Raw genomic sequence first — 16,325 nt, 5'->3', positions numbered from 1 at the left:
CCTTCTGCACTCAACGAAGCAACAACGCTCAACCGTTAGGAATCAGCGTCTCGATCAGGTGCTCCACGTAGGCTTCGAAATCCTCGCGCGCCTGCTTCGGCTGCTGCAGCTGCAACGACAACTGCAGGAAGCCGACATAGGCGGCGTAGGCCAGGCGTGCGCGATGGCGTGCATCGGTCGAGCTGAGCCCTGCCTGGCGGAACGAGGCAACCAGATAGTCGAGGCGACGCTGCGAAACCCGGTCGATCACCGGCCGCACCATCGGATGGTCCAGCGCCTTCAGCAGCTCGCTGTAGATGATGTGCGGCTGCACTTCATGCGCCACCATCTGGAACAGCTGGCGCAGGCGCACACGCGGATCCGGTACGTCTTCCAGGCTGCCGAACACCTGTTCCTGTTCGAACAGTTCCCAGCGCTCCAGCGCCGCCTGCAGCAATGCATCGCGCGAAGGGAAATGCCAGTAGAAACTGCCCTTGGTCACGCCGAGTCGCCGCGCCAGCGGTTCCACCGCAACGGCGCCTACGCCTTGTTCAGCAATCAGGTCGAGGGCCGCCTGGGCCCAGTCTTCGGCACTCAGGCGGCTGTTGCGGCCGGCGCGCGGTTCGCCGGCGGAAGCGTCAGGTTGATTCATGGACTGATTTAACCATACGCCGGGGTTCGTTGCAGTACGCCGTTGCAGGCGAAACCGTCAAAGCCCCCCTGGACCCTAACCTGCAACGCACCATACGATGCAGTATTGACTTCCCCCGCAAGCGATCCATACTAGCAAGTATGGTTATGTCCCCTACTCCCGCTGCGTTCCATGACCTGCGCCTGGAGGCCGCCCATGGCGCCCGCCTCGCGGCCACGGCCAGCGAGCACGGTCGTCGTGGTCGCGTGCTGTTCGCGCACGGCTTCGGCCAGACCCGCCACGCCTGGAACGCCACCGCACGCGCCCTGTCTGCGGCCGGCCTGCAGACACTCGCTTACGACGCGCGCGGCCATGGCGATTCAGACTGGAATGCCACCGACCTGCCTTATCACGGCGAACAGTTCGCTGATGACCTGATCGTGCTGGCCGGTGAACAGCCGCGTGCGCCGGTGCTCGTTGCAGCGTCGATGGGCGGGCTGTTCGGCCTGCTGGCTGAGTCGCGCTGGCCCGGCCTGTTCTCGGCGATGGTACTGGTCGACATCACGCCGCGCTGGGATATCGCCGGCGTCGAACGCATCCTGGCCTTCATGACCGCCCATCCCGACGGCTTTGCCTCGCTGGCCCAGGCCGCCGATGTGATCTCGGCCTACATGCCTCACCGCCCGCGCAAATCCGAGCAGTCGCTGCGTGCCTTGCTACGCGAAGACGGACACGGCCGCTGGCGCTGGCATTGGGACCCGCGCCTGGTGGCCGAACTGGCCCGCGACAGCGAGCAGCACCAGGACGCACTGGCCGAGGCCGCGCGCCAGGTGAAGTGCCCGCTGCTGCTGGTCAGCGGCGGCCGCAGCGATCTGGTCACGCCGCAGACCGTGGCCGAATTCCTGGCGTTGGCGCCGCACGCGCGCCATGTACAGCTGCCGCAGGCCACGCATATGGTCGCAGGCGATGACAACGACGCCTTTACCGCTACTGTGTTGGACTATCTGGACGTGTTGCCCGCAGCGGATGCTGCGGCTTCGTCCGCCACAAACGAGCACGTCACCGGAGCACGCTCATGAGCATCGTTCTTCCCTTCCTCGCCCTGCTGCTGGCAGGCGCGTTCGTCGCCTACCACCGCATGCGGCTGGTTACCTGGACGCTGATCAGCGTGGCCCTGCTGGTCGCCTGCTGGTTCATCCCCTACGTCAACCAGACCGCCACGATCGTGGCGGCCGCCGTGTTGGCCGTCATCGCCGTGCCGCTGCTGCTGCCGTTCATCCGCAAGCCGCTGCTGACCGGCCCGATGATGAAGGTGTTCCGCAAGGTGCTGCCGCCGCTGTCGCAGACCGAGCGCATCGCGCTGGAAACCGGTTCGGTCGGATTCGAGGGCGAACTGTTCACCGGTGATCCGGACTGGAACATCCTGCTCAACTACCCCAAGCCGCAGCTGACTGCCGAAGAACAGGCCTTCCTTGATGGCCCCGTCGAAGAGTTGTGCGCGATGGTCAACGACTGGGAAATCACCCACGTCCATGCCGACCTGCCGCCGGAGCTGTGGGCCTTCATCAAGAAGAACAAGTTCTTCGGCATGATCATCCCGAAGGAATATGGCGGCCTGGGCTTCTCCGCGCTGGCCCACCACAAGGTGATCCAGAAGCTGGCCTCGGTGTCCTCGGTGGTCAGCTCCACCGTCGGCGTACCCAACTCGCTGGGCCCGGGTGAACTGCTGGTGCATTACGGCACCCAGGAACAGAAGGACCAGTACCTGCCGCGCTTGGCCGATGGCCGTGAAGTGCCCTGCTTCGGCCTGACCGGTCCGTTCGCCGGTTCCGACGCCACCTCGATTCCCGATTACGGCATCGTCTGCAAGGGCGAGTGGAACGGCGAGCAGGTGCTCGGCGTCAAGCTGACCTTCGACAAGCGCTACATCACCCTGGCACCGGTCGCCTCGCTGATCGGCCTGGCCTTCCGCATGTACGATCCCGATGGCCTGATCGGCGATACCCGCGATATCGGCATCACCCTGGGCCTGCTGCCGCGCGACACAGCCGGCGTGGAGATCGGTCGTCGCCACTTCCCGCTGAACTCGACCTTCCAGAACGGTCCGATCCGGGGCAAGGATGTGTTCATCCCGCTGACCCAGCTGATCGGTGGCGCGGCCATGGCCGGCAAGGGCTGGAACATGCTCAACGAGTGCCTGGCCGTAGGCCGCTCGATCACCCTGCCGTCCACCGCCAGCGGTGGTGCCAAGGCCGGTGCGGCCGTCACCGGCGCCTATGCACGCATCCGCAAGCAGTTCGGCCTGTCGGTCGGCCGCTTCGAGGGCGTCGAGGAGGCGCTGGCCCGCATCGGTGGCAAGGCCTACAAGATCAGCGCACTGTCGCAGGCCACCGCCGCGGCGGTCGACCGCGGTGACGTGCCGTCGGTGCCGTCGGCCATCGCCAAGTATCACTGCACCACTATGAGCCGCGAAGTGATCTCGGACATGATGGACGTGATCGGCGGCAAGGGCATCATCCTGGGGCCGCGCAACTTCGCCGGCCGCAGCTGGCAGGCCGCGCCGATCGCGATCACCGTGGAAGGCGCCAACATCATGACCCGCAGCCTGCTGATCTTCGGCCAGGGTGCGATCCTCTGCCACCCATGGGTGCTGAAGGAGATGAAGGCGGCGCAGGATCCGGACACCCGTGCCGGCCTGCAGGAGTTCGACCGCAGCCTGTTCGGCCACATCCGCTACGGCATCTCCAACGCCGTGCGTTCGTTCTGGTTCGGCCTGACCGGCGCGCGCTTCGGCGCCGCTCCGGGTGACGCCTACACCCGCCGCTACTTCCGCAAGCTGGACCGTTACTCGGCCAACCTGGCCCTGATGGCCGACATCTCGATGATGACCCTCGGCGGCAAGCTGAAGTTCAAGGAATCGCTGTCCGGCCGCCTGGGCGACGTGCTGAGCCACGTCTACATGACCAGCGCAATGCTCAAGCGCTACCACGACGAAGGCGCACCGCAGGCCGACCAGCCGCTGCTGGCCTGGGCCTTCCATGACAGCGTGCACAAGATCGAAGAGTCGCTGTCGGCCGCACTGCGCAACTTCCCGATCCGTCCGATCGGCTGGCTGATGTGGGCACTGATCTTCCCGCTGGGCCGTCGTGCCGAGGCGCCGGGCGATCGCCTGAGCCGCCGTGTCGCCGCCCTGCTGATGGCGCCGAACGAAGCCCGCGACCGCCTGGCCAGTGGCGTGTTCCTGACCCCGTGCGAGAACAACCCGGGTGGCCGCATCAACAGCTACCTGAGCAAGGCGATCATGGCCGAGCCGGTGGAGCGCAAGTTCCTCAAGGCGCTGAAGAGCAAGGGCATCGAGGCGCTGGATTTCAAGAGCCAGCTGGACGAGGCCGTGGCCGAGGGCGTGATCACCCAGGACGAGCGCAGCCTGCTGGAAGAGCTGCGCACGCTCACCCTGGACACGATCACCGTGGACGACTTCGACACCCACGAACTGCGCGCGGCCAGCTACTACGACCGCCAGCACAAGGACCCGCATTCGCAGGCGGCCTGATCGCCCGCGACACACGTTGCCTTCGACGGCGGGCCTCGGCCCGCCGTCGCGTTATCCGCCGACCGGAATACCCCTCATGTCCACACCCCTGCTCTCGCTTTACCAAAGCCTGCAGCGCTGGCCTGCTGGCAACTGGCTGTTCTCGCGCGCGGTGTGTTTCAAGGCGCCCTACTTCGCCAGCATCGCGCCGTGCATCACCCGCCTGGAGCACGGCCGCTGCGAAGGGACGCTGGCCGACCGCCGCAGGGTACGCAACCACATCGGCACGGTGCATGCGATCGCGATGTGCAACCTGGCCGAACTGACCGCCGGGTTGATGGTCGATGCATCGCTGCCGAAGGGCATGCGCTGGATCCCGAAGGGGATGCAGGTGCAGTACCTGGCCAAGGCACGAGGCACACTGCAGGCGGTGGCGCTGCCGGCACAGCCGATTGTCGTCGCGGCCGAAGGCTATGCGCTGCCGGTGACGGTCAGCGTGCGCGACCGGGCGGGGACGGAAGTGTTCAGCGCGGTCATCGACATGTGGATGTCGCCGGCGAAGTAGGTTCCCGCGAACGGCGCAGCCCCTCGTGGGTGGACGCGGGATGCGGTTTATCGGTTGGGCCGGAGGGGTGGGGCCAGGCGGGGACGCCGCAAGTACGTCCGTGTAGGCTTAGCCGCGCCATCCATGGCGCGGATACCCCGCCCGGCCCCCCCCCTCCGGCCTCGGACGGATCTCTGCGGCGTCCCCCACGGAAGAGAGAAAGAAGAGCAAAAGCAAAAGCGACCCATCGGCCGCTTTTTTCCATGCACGCAGAATCCACGAGCGCAGCGACCCGCTGTTGCTCTTGATCTTCTTTTTTCTTCTCCGTGGGCTGGCCGCGCACGGAACCTGTCTGAGGCCGGGCGGGTTGGGTTCGCGGGGGTGTCCGCGGCATGGATGCCGCGGCCAAGCCTACAGGGACGTACTTGCGGCGTCCCCCGCGAACCCAACCCGCCCGGCCAACCCCATGAGAAGCTCTACGCGACCAACCCACGAGGGGCTGCGCCGTTGGCTGGAAACTACGCCACCGCGCGAAGAACCAACGCCAGGATCGCAGGCACCGCCTGGATCATGAAAATGCGGCGGCTCACGCTGTAGGCGCCATAGCACCCGGCCACCACCACGCAGGCCAGCGAGAACGTCACCAGCACTGGCTGATCGATCACCAGCCCCCCTACGATGCCCGCCGCCAGGAAGCCGTTGTACAGGCCCTGGTTGGCCGCCAGCACGCGCGTGATCTCTGCCTTCTCCGGCGTGTTGCGGAAGGTCTTCAGGCCCAGCGGGCGGGTCCACAGGAACATCTCCAGCACCAGGAAGTACAGGTGCAGCACCGCGACCAGCACGGTCAGCAGCAGCGCGATCAGCGACATCGTTTCTCTCCTCGGGAAGATTGGGCCGCGTCAGCGGTCGCGCGGCAGTTTCTTTTCTTCGCGCAGCACGCCGAACGCGGCCAGGGTCATGAAGCCGGCCACCGCCACGCCACCCATGAACACCACGTGCGAGCCGAACAGGGACAGCCCCTTGTGCAGCCACGCAAAGCTCAGGTCCGCGCCCCGGTAGACCACCGTGTCGATCGCTGCGCCGGCCTTATAGCGCCACTGGCGGTCCACGCGGGTGTAGATGGTTTCGCGCGCCGGCTTGGCCAGCGCGAATTCACTGGCGCGGGTCATCACCTGCACCACCGCGACCATCAGCGGCATCGGCGAGGCCGCCAGCACCGAGAAGCCGATCAGGATCGCGAAACCAGGAATCAGCAGCGCCGGCGCAATGCCATGCCGGGACAGCAGCCAGCGGGTCAGGGCGAGCTGCATCAGCAGCGCCAGTGCGTTCACCGCCAGGTCGATACGCGAGAAGAAGGCCGTAGCAGCGCCTGCATCGTTGAATGCCTCACGCACGATGCTGGCCTGCTGGTTGTACAGCAGGGTGCCCACGCCCACACCGAACACCACCATGATCGCCAGCCAGCGCAGCAGAGGTTCACGCACGATCAGTTTCAAGCCATCCAGCACGCTGCCGCCCATTGGCTTCTCGCCGGACACCAGTTGCTGCTCGCGTTCGCGCAGCACCGCCCAGTGCCGCAGCCGCCAAATGCACAACAGGCAGACGACCAGGAATCCCGCAGAGACCAGCATCAGGTTGGCGATACCCACGCGCTGCACCAGCGCACTGGTGATGATCGGACCGAGGAAGGCACCGACGGTGCCAGCCGCGCCGATGTAACCGTAGAAAGCACGTGCCTGCGCGTTGGAAAACACATCGGCCATGAAGCTCCAGAACACCGCCACCGCGAACAGGTTGAAGACAGTGATCCAGAAAAAGAACGCCATGCCGCGGCCCGGCACACCGCTATCGAACAGTACGTAGAAGCCCAGCAGGGTGACGATGAAGAACCCATACACCGCCGGCAGGAACACCCGCCGCGGGAAGCGGCTGACCAGCCAGCCGTACACCGGCTGCAGCACCAGCATGATCACGAACACGCAGGAAAACAGGAACTGCAGGACAAAGTCCTTCAACGCAATGCCGTGGCCGGCGAACCAGGCGATCAGCACTGGCGGGAACACCGTTTCCAGGTCCGCCGAGGCAGCCATCGCCTCACGCACCGGGCGCAGCACGTAGTAGCCGCTGAGCAGGCAGAAGAAGTACAGGAACGACCACCACAGCGCCGGCGACTCACGCAGTGCCGCCGTCAGCCCACGCAGCGGCCCCTTGCCCTTCACCGCGCTCACGCGGCGTCCCTCGCCAGAAGACGGCGGTTGGACAGCGGCATGGCAGGCTCCGGGGCGGTGAAGCGCGTACGTTAGCCAATGCACTGCAACATCGCCAGCGTGACGCGCGCACCGATGGCCGCAACGTAGTGGCATGAGAGGCAGGAACGACACGTTCGGACACACTTCCAGAGCGTCAAAATGCCAACTTTTTCAACGAGATGCGCATTCATCTTCGCTTTGTTTGTGCACAGGGGAAAAGCGGCGCTAGAATCGCCATCAGCAGTCGCGCACGGGTCCAACCGATGAAAAAGAACAGCCTGCGTCGTCCGATCCGATCGGCGGCCACCGGTTTGCTGGGCATGTTGATGCCCGTTGCCTTGTCCACCACCGCGCAGACCCCGCCGGCGTTGCCGCCGATGCCGACCAACATCGAAACTGCTGCGGGTCCCACCGTCGCCCACACCCAGCCGGCGGCCTACCGCACCGGCCTGGTGCCCCGCGTGCAGGCCCCGGCGCCCGGCTTCAACGTCGCCAACATCGAATCGATGGCGCAGCAGCTCACCTATGGCGAACGCGTGCCGGGCATGGCGGTGGCGATCGTTCAGGGCGGCCGTATCCTCAGCGCGCGCGGCTATGGCGTCACCGACGTCAACAATCCGCTGCCAGTTGATGCGCACACCGTGTTCCGCCTGGCCTCGCTGTCCAAGGCCTTCGCCGGCACCATGGCCGGCCTGCTGGTCAACGACGGCACGCTGCGCTGGGACAGCAAGGTCACCGACTACGTGCCGGGTTTCCGCCTGAACTCGCCGGAAGCCACTGATCGCCTGACCGTGGCCGACGTGCTCAGCCATCGCGTCGGCCTGCCGTACAACGCCTACGACCGCGACATCGAAGGCAACGCCGAGTACTACGCGTTGACCCAGAAACTGGCCAACACCAGCCTGAAGTGCCTGCCGGGCGAGTGCTATGCCTACCAGAACGTGGCCTTCAGCCTGATCGGCGATGTCGTCTACGCGGCCTCCGGCAGCTTCTACGAGCAGTCGGTCGAGCGCCGTATCTTCAAGCCGCTGGGCATGAACGATGCCAGCCTCGGCCTGGCCGGCATCCAGGCCAGCTCGCGCTGGGCGCGTCCGCACGTGCGCAGCCGCAACGGCTGGGTCTCGCTGACGCCGAAGCCGACCTACTACCGGGTCGCCCCGGCGGCCGGCGTCAATGCCAGTGCCAGCGACATGGCGCAGTGGCTGCTCGCCCACACCGGCCACCGCCCCGACGTGCTGCCCGCACCGCTGCTGGCCACGCTGCATTCGAGCCTGATCAGCACCCCCGGCGAGATGCGTTCAGGCTGGCGCCGTGAGCGCCTGCATTCGGCGGGCTATGCCCTGGGCTGGCGCACCTTCGACTACGCCGGCCACGACGTGGTGTTCCATGCCGGTGCCGTACAGGGTTACCGCGGCCTGGTCGCGCTGGTGCCGGAACGCGATCTGGGCATCGCCATCATGTGGAACGGCGAAAGCAGCCTGCCCAGCGGCCTGCTGCCGACCGTGCTCGACTCCGCGCTCGGCCTGCCGGCGCAGCGCTGGCTGGACGTGGACACCGACTTCGGAAGCGACAACCTGATGGCCGAGGGCAGCAGCCCTGCGCAGCAGCAGGACAAGCGCAAGGGCAAGGGCGCCTCGAGCAACCGCGCGGTGGCTTCCCCGCGCTGATCCGGCGGGCTCGACCGTGAGCATCAAGGGCGGCCTGGGGGCCGCCCTTTTTGTTGTTTTGTAGGACCTGGCCATGCCCGGCCAGCTCGGAAGACAGGCCCCTGCTCCACAGATGCAGCGCGTCAAACGTCAGAAAGGCAGTCGGCCATGGCTCGGTGCTGGCAATGGCCCCATAAAAAAACCCCCTCCCCGCTGGGCAGCCAGGGAAGGGGTTTCAGGATGCGGCTATCGGGAAGTACTTAGATCAGCGGTGCCGGGGTTGCCGGCAGAGCGACCGGAGCGGCCTTCTTCTTGCGGGCGGCCGGCTTGCGCTTGGCAACCTTCTTCGCTGCCTTCTTCGGGGCAGCCTTCTTGGTGGCCTTCTTCGCGGTCTTCTTCACTGCCTTCTTGGCGGTCTTCTTGACGGCCTTCTTGGCAGTTGCCTTCTTCGCGACCTTCTTGGCCGGCTTGCGGGCCGTTGCCTTCTTGGCAGTCTTCTTGGTGGCCTTCTTGGCTACCTTCTTGGTGGCCTTCTTGGCAGTGGACTTCTTGGCGACCTTCTTCGCCGCCTTCTTCACTGCCTTCTTCGCAGTGGCCTTCTTGGCGACCTTCTTCGCAGCCTTCTTCACCGCCTTCTTGGCAGTCGCCTTCTTCGCGACCTTCTTCACTGCCTTCTTGGCAGCGGCCTTCTTCGCGACCTTCTTCACCGCTTTCTTGGCGGCGGGCTTTTTCTTCGCAGCTTTCTTGGTTGCCATGGGATGGCTCCTCGTCAGTGATAGGGAGTTGAAACGCCCAGGTGGATCAAACCCGCGGATGCTGCGTGCGGGGACCGCCGGCGCGTCAGGCGCGCCGTTACGGATGCGGCAATGCCAGCCTCGATCGGCGGAGCGGGCATCGGAACGGGAGTTGCCTTGCATTTCTCCGGGGGAAGCGGGGCCATGTCCACCGTCATCAGGGTCGCGGTGGTCTTGAAGGGGCTGCTTCGCATCGGACGATTGATTCTGCGCACTCGGTTGGGCAGGCAAGGTCTGCTGAGGCGAAACCTAATCACGGTTTTTTTTACTGTCAACAACCCCCGCGAAAAATTTTCACATCCGCGCCATCCATGGTGGTGCCTGCACGGTCGCCACGCTCCGCGCTCGACGACCGCCGAAGCGCCACGCACGCATGCTGCCTGCAGCAACAACCATGCAAGCGTTGAACAAAAAGTACTTGAAATAAGCACTCTGCGCAGATGCATGCACGTCGGTGGCCACTGCGTGCACACATCGCCAGCACCGGCTGCCGCTGGCACCAACGCCAGCACAACGGCGCCGCAACGGGGGGCAAAAAGTTTTCACATCCGAGTACGTCGGCGCGGGGCGGAAACGCGGATTTGCGCAAAACTGCGCACGCCGATCGGCACCGATTGTCAGTCCGCTGATGCCACGCCGAGGGTGCCAAGCGAACCGGCCGTCATGAGTCCGACGCACTCGCCAAAACGAAAACGGCCACCCGAAGGTGGCCGTTTCAGAATCCGCAAGCGCGACTCAGTGGTCGTCGCTCTCCAGGACTTCGGCGTACGCGTCCGGATCCAGCAGATCGTTGACCTCTTCGGCGTTGGCCAGTTCGACCACGAACATCCAGCCTTCGCCGTAGGCATCTTCGTTGATGGTTTCCGGCTTGTCGGACAGGGCTGAGTTGACCTCGACGACCTTGCCGCTGATCGGGCTGTAGACGTCCGAGGCGGCCTTCACCGACTCGACAACGGCGATCTGTTCGCCGGCCTTGGCCTCGGCGCCGACTTCGGGCAGTTCGACGTAGACCAGGTCACCCAGCAGGCCCTGGGCGTGGTCGGAAATACCGACGGTGACGCGGCCATTGCCTTCGACACGGGCCCACTCATGGGACTTGAGGAACTTGAGGTCGCCGGGGATCTCGCTCATGGGACTGCTCCAGAGATATGCAGGGGGTGGAAAAAACGGGGCTAGTGTAACCAACCGGCCGTCACTGCTGTCAGTGACGACCGGCACGTTCGGATCAGGCGTCGGCGAGCACGCCGGGCTGGGCCTGGCCTTCGCGCACGAACGGGAACTTGACCACGCGTACCGGCACCTGCCGGCCGCGGATGTCGACGGTGACCTGGCCGAGTTCACCGGCCGGCACGCGGGCGAAGGCGATGCCCTTGGCCAGCGTCGGCGAGAAGGTGCCGGACAGGATCTCGCCCTCGCCGCCGGCCGTCGTCACTGCCTGGCCGTGGCGCAGCACGCCCTTTTCGTCCATCACCAGGCCGATCATCTGGCGCGCGGTGCCGGCAGCCTTCTGCGCTTCCAGCGCGCCGCGGCCGATGAAGTCGCGGCCTTCGTCCAGCGACACGGTCCAGGCCAATGCTGCCTCATATGGGCTGATCTCTTCGTCCATGTCCTGGCCGTACAGGTTCATGCCGGCTTCCAGGCGCAGCGTGTCGCGCGCGCCGAGGCCTGCCGGCTTCACGCCTGCCGCCAGCAGGCGGTTCCAGAACGCGACCACGGCATCCTGCGGCAGCAGGATTTCGAAGCCGTCTTCGCCGGTGTAGCCGGTGCGGGCGACAAACAGCTCGACGCCATCGTCGGACTGCACCTGCAGGGCGGCGAAGCGGCCCAGCTTGGTCAGCGCGGCGCGGTCGGCTTCGCGGGCCAGGCTGATGACGATGTCGCGCGCCTGCGGCCCCTGCACGGCCAGGATGGCCAGGTCCGGACGCTGCTCGACGGACACGCCGAACGGTGCGGCCTGCTCACGCAGCCAGGCCAGATCCTTTTCGCGGGTCGAGGCATTGACCACCATGCGGAAGAAGTCGTCGCCCAGGTAGTAGACGATCAGGTCGTCGATGACGCCGCCACGGGGATTCAGCATGCACGAGTACAGTGCCTTGCCGGTGACCTTCAGCTTGTCGATCGAGTTGGCCAGCAGGCGGCGCAGGAACGGCTTGACCTGCTCACCGCGCAGATCGACCACGGTCATGTGGCTGACGTCGAACACACCGGACTCACGGCGCACCAGGTGGTGCTCGTCGAGCTGCGAGCCGTAGTGGATGGGCATGTCCCAACCCCCGAAATCGACCATCTTGGCGCCAAGGGCGCGGTGGGTATCGTTGAGCAGCGTCTTCTGGGTCATGACCGGGTCCGGCAGCAGAGGAAACAAGAACCCCCATTATCCCAGATCGGTCACCCACAGGTCGCGCCGCAGCGCAGCGCCGGAGCCGAGCCCACGCGACGCCCGCACGAAGAGGCCCGGCTCTACAAGGAGCGGCCCGCAGCCTCAACCTGCAGCGTGCTGCCCTGTACCGCCAGCACCCGTACCCACGTACCCGCCGGCAGCTCCGGGCCGCTCACCGGCCAGGACGCGTCATCGATGCTGACCCGGCCCTGCCCGCTGACGATGCCCTGCTGCAAGGGCACCACCCGACCGACCAGCTGCTCGGCACGGCGGTTGAGCAACGGCGCATCGCTGGGCCGCGCCCTTTTCCTGCCCCAGCGCCGGTAGCACTGGATCGAGACCACGCTCAGCACGACGAAGGCAACGACCTGCCACAGCAACGGAATGCCGCTGAACACCGCAACCAGGACGAACACGGCCGCTGCGCCAGTGCCGATCCACAGCATGAACGCCCCGGGTGCCAACGCCTCTGCCGCGAACAGCAGCAGCGCCAACGCGCCCCAACCGACGACTTCCCAGCGCATGTCAGCCTCCGATCGGCGGTGGCCGCTTGCCTGCGGCCTTGGTGGTCTGGTCGCCCAGTGCCTGCTTGGCCAGTTCGGCCACGCCAGCGATCGAACCGATCACGCCGCTGGCCTCCATCGGCATCAGCACCAGCTTCTGGTTCGGCGAGCTGGCCAGTTCCTTGAACGCCTCGACGTACTTCTGGGCGACGAAGTAGTTGATCGCCTGCACGTCACCTTCGGCAATCGCCGCCGACACCATCTGGGTCGCCTTGGCTTCGGCCTCGGCCAGGCGCTCGCGGGCCTCCGCATCGCGGAACGCGGCTTCGCGACGGCCCTCAGCCTCCAGCACGGTAGCCTGCTTTTCGCCATCGGCGCGCAGGATCTCCGACTGGCGCGAACCCTCTGCCTCGAGGATCTGCGCGCGCTTCTCGCGCTCAGCCTTCATCTGCCGCGCCATCGCATCCAGCAGGTCGCGCGGCGGCTGGATGTCGCGGATCTCGATGCGGTTGACCTTCACGCCCCAGGGATTGGTGGCATGGTCGACCACGCTCAGCAGCTGGGCATTGATCACCTCGCGCTGGCTGAGCGATTCATCCAGGTCCATCGAGCCGATCACGGTACGGATGTTGGTCTGCACCAGGGCGATCATTGCCACTTCCAGATTCGCGACCTCATAAGCGGCCTTGGCAGCGTCCAGGACCTGGAAGAACACCACGCCGTCCACGCGCACGGCGGCGTTGTCCTTGGTGATCACCTCCTGGCTGGGCACATCCAGCACCTGCTCCATCATGTTCACCTTGCGCCCCACCCCGTACACGATCGGGATCAGGAAATGCAGGCCCGGCGTCATGGTGTGCGTGTAGCGCCCGAAGCGCTCGACGGTCCATTCGAAGCCCTGGGGCACCATCCGTACCGCTTTGAACAGGATGACCACGGCCACGAAGGCCAGTACCACGGTAAAGAACATGGTCGGGAACATCTCGCTTTCCTTATCTGTGACGTCCAGGCCCCAGCATAGCGCGTGAAGGCCACATTCACAGCGGAACTACCAGGGCACGCGCCCGCGCAGGATGTCGGCGAACATCACCCAGTCGCCCATGAACGAGTACAGCGGATGCTGGAAGGTGGCCGGACGGTTCTTCTCGAAGAAGAAATGGCCGACCCAGGCGAATCCATAGCCGCAGGCCAGCGCAGCGAGCAACAGCATCGGCTGCCCGCGCAGGCCCGCTGCCATGACCAGCACCAGCACGCCGCAGCTGCCGATGAAGTGCAGCCGCCGCGAAACCGGGTGGCGGTGCTCGCTGAGATAGAACGGATAGAACTCGCGGAAGCTGGCGAAGCGGGACATGCGCGTGCTCCGGGAACCAGGGCCGCCACCATCATGCACCATCGCTGCCCTTGCAGCATCGAGCCATGCTCGGCTTGCGCGCGCCGGCGCAGTGGGAAGGAAGAGCGGCCGAGCATGGCTCGGCCCTACACCGATGAGGTGCGCGGACCGAACATGATCACTGCCATGCCGGCCAGGCACAGGGCGGCACCGAACAGGTCCCACCGGCTGGGACGGATGCCGTCGACCAGCCACAACCAGAACAGCGCCGTGCCGATGTAGACCCCACCGTAGGCGGCATAGACCCGCCCACTGGCGGTCGGGTGCAGGGTCAGCAGCCAGGCGAACAGCGCCAGGCTGGCGGCCGCCGGCAGCAGCAGCCAGATGCTGCCGCCCTTGCGCAGCCACAGCCACGGCAGATAGCAGCCGACGATCTCGGCCAGCGCGGTCAGCAGGAACAGGCCGAGTGTCTTCACGCTTTCTCCGCTGCCTTGGCTTGCTGCCACAGCGCTTCCTGCGCCTCCAGGTCCATCGCGGCCAGCGCTTCCCCCTGCGCGTCGGCCTGCGCTTCCATCGCACGGAAGCGACGTTCGAACTTGTGGTTGGCCCCGCGCAGCGCCGCACCCAGGTCGATGTCGGCATGGCGGGCCAGGTTGGCGCAGACGAACAGCAGGTCACCCAGCTCTTCCTGCAGGCGCGCCTTGTTGCCGGCGATATCCCCGCGCTCGAACTCCTCGCGCAGCTCCTGCAGTTCCTCGGCCGCCTTGTCCAGCACCGGCAGCGGACCTGGCCAGTCGAAACCGACCTTGGCCGCGCGCGACTGCAGCTTCACCGCACGTTGCCACTCCGGCAAGCCGCGCGAGATGCCGGCCAGTGCGGAGGTGTCCTGCTCGCCCTTGGCCGCACGCTCGGCACGCTTGATCGCTTCCCAGTTGCGCGTCACGCCGTGGGCATCGTCGACGCTCACCTCGGCGAACACGTGCGGGTGGCGGCGCTGCATCTTGTCGCTGATCGCGCGGGCCACGTCTGCGAAGGCGAAGCTGCCCTGCTCTTCGGCCATGCGCGCATGGAACACCACCTGCAGCAGCAGATCGCCCAGTTCATCGCAAAGATCATCGAGATCGCCGCGATCGATCGCATCGGCCACTTCGTAGGCTTCCTCGATGGTATATGGCGCGATGGTTGCGAAGTTCTGCTCCAGGTCCCAAGGGCAGCCGCCCTGCGGGTCGCGCAGGCGCGCCATGATCGCCAGCAGGCGCTCCAGCTCATGGGTGGCGGCGCTGCCGGTGGTGGGAGTGTCGTGCGCGCTCATGCGGCCTCCAGGGTCAATCGGACAACCAGTCGCGCCATGGCAGGCTGGTGTCACCAAGGGCAATGAAATCGCCGTTCAACAGGGTTTCGCGGCGGTTGTAACGGAACGGCTTGCCGGTCGCGGCCGACAGCACCGCGCCGCCGGCGGCGTGCAGCACGCATTGGCCGGCGGCGGTATCCCATTCGGAGGTCGGGCCCAGCCGCGGATAGACATCCAGGCCACCTTCGGCGATCCGGCAGAACTTCAGCGACGAGCCCTGCGCGATGGTCTCGATGCGGCCCATCCTTGCAAGCAGGGCCTCGGTTTCCGGTGAGCGGTGCGAGCGGCTGGCAGCAACCCGCAGCGGTACGGTGGCCGGCGTGCGGGTGCGCAGCACGGTGTCGTGCAGACCCTGCCGGCGATAGGCCAGCTCGCCGCGCATGGCATGCCAGACGATGCCGGTCACCGGGGCCAGCACCACGCCGAAGGCCGGTGCGCCCTGGTAGATCAGCGCGATGTTGACACTGAACTCGCCGTTGCGCTTGACGAATTCACGGGTGCCGTCGAGCGGATCGACCAGCCAGTACGCGCCCCAGTGGCGGCGCTGCTCCCAGGCCACCTGTGCCGATTCTTCGGACAGGATTGGCAGGTCCGGGGTCAGCTGCTGCAGGCCCTGTTCAATGACCTGGTTGGCCGCCAGGTCGGCACTGGTGACAGGGCTGCTGTCGTCCTTGATCTGTACATCGAAGCCATCGGCATAGACCTGCATGATGGCCCGTCCGGCGTCCTGGGCGATGGCGATGGCGGTCTCGCGCAGGTCCGTGGTCAGCTTGATCATCGCAGTCCCTGCAGCCACTGGCGGGCGATGAACAGTGCCGCCAGCGAGCGCCCCTCGGAAAAGTCCTCGCGCAGCATCAGCTGGTCCAGCTCGGCCAGCTTCCACGGGATGACTTCCAGTTCTTCCGGCTCGTCGCCGGCCAGCTTTTCCGGGTACAGGTCGCGTGCCACCACCAGCCACGACTGGTGGCTCATGTAGGTCGGGGCCAGGGTCATCGCGCGCAGCACATCGACCCGGCGCGCGCCGAAACCGGCCTCTTCCTTCAGCTCGCGGTCGGCGGCCTGCTCGGGGGTCTCGCCGGCATCGATCCGCCCCTTGACCAACCCCAGTTCATAGCGGTGCATGCCGGCAGCGTATTCACGTACCAGCAGTACGGTCTCGTCGTCGAGCATCGGCACCACCACCACTGCGCCATGACCTCGGCTGACCAGACGTTCGAACCGGCGGCGTTCGCCGTTGGAGAACTCCAGGTCCAGATGCTGCCGCTGGAAGGGGCCGTTCTCCTCATCGGTGATCCGATGGATGATCGGCAAGCGACGCCCGGCACGGTCATCGTTCATGTGGAATCTCCGCGGCGGCCGGCGCCTGCGCCGGTGCCGATAGAATGT

General features: G+C 66.1%; 17 protein-coding genes. 4 read left to right on the top strand and 13 right to left on the bottom strand.

Annotated features, from left to right (window positions below; all coding sequences use genetic code 11):
• Positions 1–28: 28 nt before the first annotated feature.
• On the bottom strand, positions 29–631 hold the full coding sequence (locus tag AC5P9W_RS14800; RefSeq protein WP_005418411.1) for a TetR/AcrR family transcriptional regulator: 603 nt from the start codon (positions 629–631) through the stop codon (positions 29–31).
• A 140-nt stretch (positions 632–771) separates the two neighbouring features.
• Here AC5P9W_RS14800 and AC5P9W_RS14795 point away from each other — a divergent pair, with 140 nt between their 5' ends.
• From AC5P9W_RS14795 to AC5P9W_RS14785, 3 genes are all read left to right on the top strand, one after another.
• Positions 772–1,689, top strand: coding sequence for an alpha/beta fold hydrolase (locus tag AC5P9W_RS14795; protein ID WP_021204705.1), 918 nt, complete (start codon positions 772–774; stop codon positions 1,687–1,689).
• A complete protein-coding gene (locus AC5P9W_RS14790; protein WP_021204706.1) occupies positions 1,686–4,163 on the top strand; it encodes an acyl-CoA dehydrogenase in 2,478 nt (825 codons plus the stop codon). The genes AC5P9W_RS14795 and AC5P9W_RS14790 overlap by 4 nt, the downstream gene beginning before the upstream one ends.
• Positions 4,164–4,239: 76 nt before the next feature.
• Positions 4,240–4,707: a hotdog fold domain-containing protein gene (locus AC5P9W_RS14785; RefSeq protein ID WP_180832149.1), complete on the top strand. Its 468-nt coding sequence runs from the start codon at positions 4,240–4,242 to the stop codon at positions 4,705–4,707.
• A 497-nt stretch (positions 4,708–5,204) separates the two neighbouring features.
• Here AC5P9W_RS14785 and AC5P9W_RS14780 read toward each other — a convergent pair whose 3' ends face one another.
• Both AC5P9W_RS14780 and AC5P9W_RS14775 read right to left on the bottom strand, forming a co-directional pair.
• Entirely contained in the window at positions 5,205–5,555 is a 351-nt protein-coding gene (locus AC5P9W_RS14780; protein ID WP_111098948.1) for a DUF1304 domain-containing protein, read from the bottom strand.
• A 30-nt stretch (positions 5,556–5,585) separates the two neighbouring features.
• A complete protein-coding gene (locus AC5P9W_RS14775; RefSeq protein ID WP_111098949.1) occupies positions 5,586–6,914 on the bottom strand; it encodes an NTP/NDP exchange transporter in 1,329 nt (442 codons plus the stop codon).
• A 284-nt stretch (positions 6,915–7,198) separates the two neighbouring features.
• Here AC5P9W_RS14775 and AC5P9W_RS14770 point away from each other — a divergent pair, with 284 nt between their 5' ends.
• Positions 7,199–8,602: a serine hydrolase domain-containing protein gene (locus AC5P9W_RS14770; RefSeq protein ID WP_019660081.1), complete on the top strand. Its 1,404-nt coding sequence runs from the start codon at positions 7,199–7,201 to the stop codon at positions 8,600–8,602.
• 239 nt (positions 8,603–8,841) lie between these two features.
• Here AC5P9W_RS14770 and AC5P9W_RS14765 read toward each other — a convergent pair whose 3' ends face one another.
• The 10 genes from AC5P9W_RS14765 to nudE form a co-directional block, all read right to left on the bottom strand.
• Entirely contained in the window at positions 8,842–9,336 is a 495-nt protein-coding gene (locus tag AC5P9W_RS14765) for a hypothetical protein (RefSeq protein WP_019660082.1), read from the bottom strand.
• A 774-nt stretch (positions 9,337–10,110) separates the two neighbouring features.
• Entirely contained in the window at positions 10,111–10,506 is a 396-nt protein-coding gene (gcvH, locus tag AC5P9W_RS14760) for a glycine cleavage system protein GcvH (protein WP_019660083.1), read from the bottom strand.
• Between the two features lie 94 nt (positions 10,507–10,600).
• A complete protein-coding gene (gene gcvT / locus AC5P9W_RS14755) occupies positions 10,601–11,713 on the bottom strand; it encodes a glycine cleavage system aminomethyltransferase GcvT (RefSeq protein WP_227852384.1) in 1,113 nt (370 codons plus the stop codon).
• 122 nt (positions 11,714–11,835) lie between these two features.
• Positions 11,836–12,279, bottom strand: coding sequence for an NfeD family protein (locus AC5P9W_RS14750; protein WP_495219340.1), 444 nt, complete (start codon positions 12,277–12,279; stop codon positions 11,836–11,838).
• Between the two features lies 1 nt (position 12,280).
• Entirely contained in the window at positions 12,281–13,240 is a 960-nt protein-coding gene (locus tag AC5P9W_RS14745; RefSeq protein ID WP_019660086.1) for an SPFH domain-containing protein, read from the bottom strand.
• Positions 13,241–13,306: 66 nt separating this feature from the next.
• Positions 13,307–13,609 (bottom strand): Mpo1-like protein, encoded by a 303-nt coding sequence (locus AC5P9W_RS14740; protein WP_019660087.1) that lies wholly within the window; start codon positions 13,607–13,609, stop codon positions 13,307–13,309.
• A 125-nt stretch (positions 13,610–13,734) separates the two neighbouring features.
• Positions 13,735–14,064: a YnfA family protein gene (locus AC5P9W_RS14735; protein WP_010482716.1), complete on the bottom strand. Its 330-nt coding sequence runs from the start codon at positions 14,062–14,064 to the stop codon at positions 13,735–13,737.
• Positions 14,061–14,900 (bottom strand): nucleoside triphosphate pyrophosphohydrolase, encoded by an 840-nt coding sequence (gene mazG / locus AC5P9W_RS14730; protein ID WP_111102081.1) that lies wholly within the window; start codon positions 14,898–14,900, stop codon positions 14,061–14,063. The genes AC5P9W_RS14735 and mazG overlap by 4 nt, the downstream gene beginning before the upstream one ends.
• A 13-nt stretch (positions 14,901–14,913) precedes the next feature.
• The gene (gene cysQ, locus AC5P9W_RS14725) at positions 14,914–15,717 is read right to left on the bottom strand and encodes a 3'(2'),5'-bisphosphate nucleotidase CysQ (protein WP_019660089.1); all 804 of its coding nucleotides are present in this window, start codon (positions 15,715–15,717) and stop codon (positions 14,914–14,916) included.
• The gene (gene nudE, locus AC5P9W_RS14720; RefSeq protein ID WP_019660090.1) at positions 15,714–16,277 is read right to left on the bottom strand and encodes an ADP compounds hydrolase NudE; all 564 of its coding nucleotides are present in this window, start codon (positions 16,275–16,277) and stop codon (positions 15,714–15,716) included. The genes cysQ and nudE overlap by 4 nt, the downstream gene beginning before the upstream one ends.
• Positions 16,278–16,325 lie beyond the last annotated feature (48 nt).

The organism is Stenotrophomonas sp. YJH_SMC_33 (assembly GCF_059372295.1).
The sequence above is the reverse complement of the archived record's forward strand: the minus strand, read 5'-3'. Positions and strand labels throughout refer to the sequence as shown.

Coding starts and splice junctions, on each gene's coding strand:
- AC5P9W_RS14800 (WP_005418411.1), bottom strand. CDS start 631: ATGAATCAACCTGACGCTTCCGCCGGCGAACCGCGCGCCGGCCGCAAC.
- AC5P9W_RS14795 (WP_021204705.1), top strand. CDS start 772: ATGGTTATGTCCCCTACTCCCGCTGCGTTCCATGACCTGCGCCTGGAG.
- AC5P9W_RS14790 (WP_021204706.1), top strand. CDS start 1,686: ATGAGCATCGTTCTTCCCTTCCTCGCCCTGCTGCTGGCAGGCGCGTTC.
- AC5P9W_RS14785 (WP_180832149.1), top strand. CDS start 4,240: ATGTCCACACCCCTGCTCTCGCTTTACCAAAGCCTGCAGCGCTGGCCT.
- AC5P9W_RS14780 (WP_111098948.1), bottom strand. CDS start 5,555: ATGTCGCTGATCGCGCTGCTGCTGACCGTGCTGGTCGCGGTGCTGCAC.
- AC5P9W_RS14770 (WP_019660081.1), top strand. CDS start 7,199: ATGAAAAAGAACAGCCTGCGTCGTCCGATCCGATCGGCGGCCACCGGT.
- AC5P9W_RS14765 (WP_019660082.1), bottom strand. CDS start 9,336: ATGGCAACCAAGAAAGCTGCGAAGAAAAAGCCCGCCGCCAAGAAAGCG.
- gcvH (WP_019660083.1), bottom strand. CDS start 10,506: ATGAGCGAGATCCCCGGCGACCTCAAGTTCCTCAAGTCCCATGAGTGG.
- gcvT (WP_227852384.1), bottom strand. CDS start 11,713: ATGACCCAGAAGACGCTGCTCAACGATACCCACCGCGCCCTTGGCGCC.
- AC5P9W_RS14750 (WP_495219340.1), bottom strand. CDS start 12,279: ATGCGCTGGGAAGTCGTCGGTTGGGGCGCGTTGGCGCTGCTGCTGTTC.
- AC5P9W_RS14745 (WP_019660086.1), bottom strand. CDS start 13,240: ATGTTCCCGACCATGTTCTTTACCGTGGTACTGGCCTTCGTGGCCGTG.
- AC5P9W_RS14740 (WP_019660087.1), bottom strand. CDS start 13,609: ATGTCCCGCTTCGCCAGCTTCCGCGAGTTCTATCCGTTCTATCTCAGC.
- mazG (WP_111102081.1), bottom strand. CDS start 14,900: ATGAGCGCGCACGACACTCCCACCACCGGCAGCGCCGCCACCCATGAG.
- cysQ (WP_019660089.1), bottom strand. CDS start 15,717: ATGATCAAGCTGACCACGGACCTGCGCGAGACCGCCATCGCCATCGCC.
- nudE (WP_019660090.1), bottom strand. CDS start 16,277: ATGAACGATGACCGTGCCGGGCGTCGCTTGCCGATCATCCATCGGATC.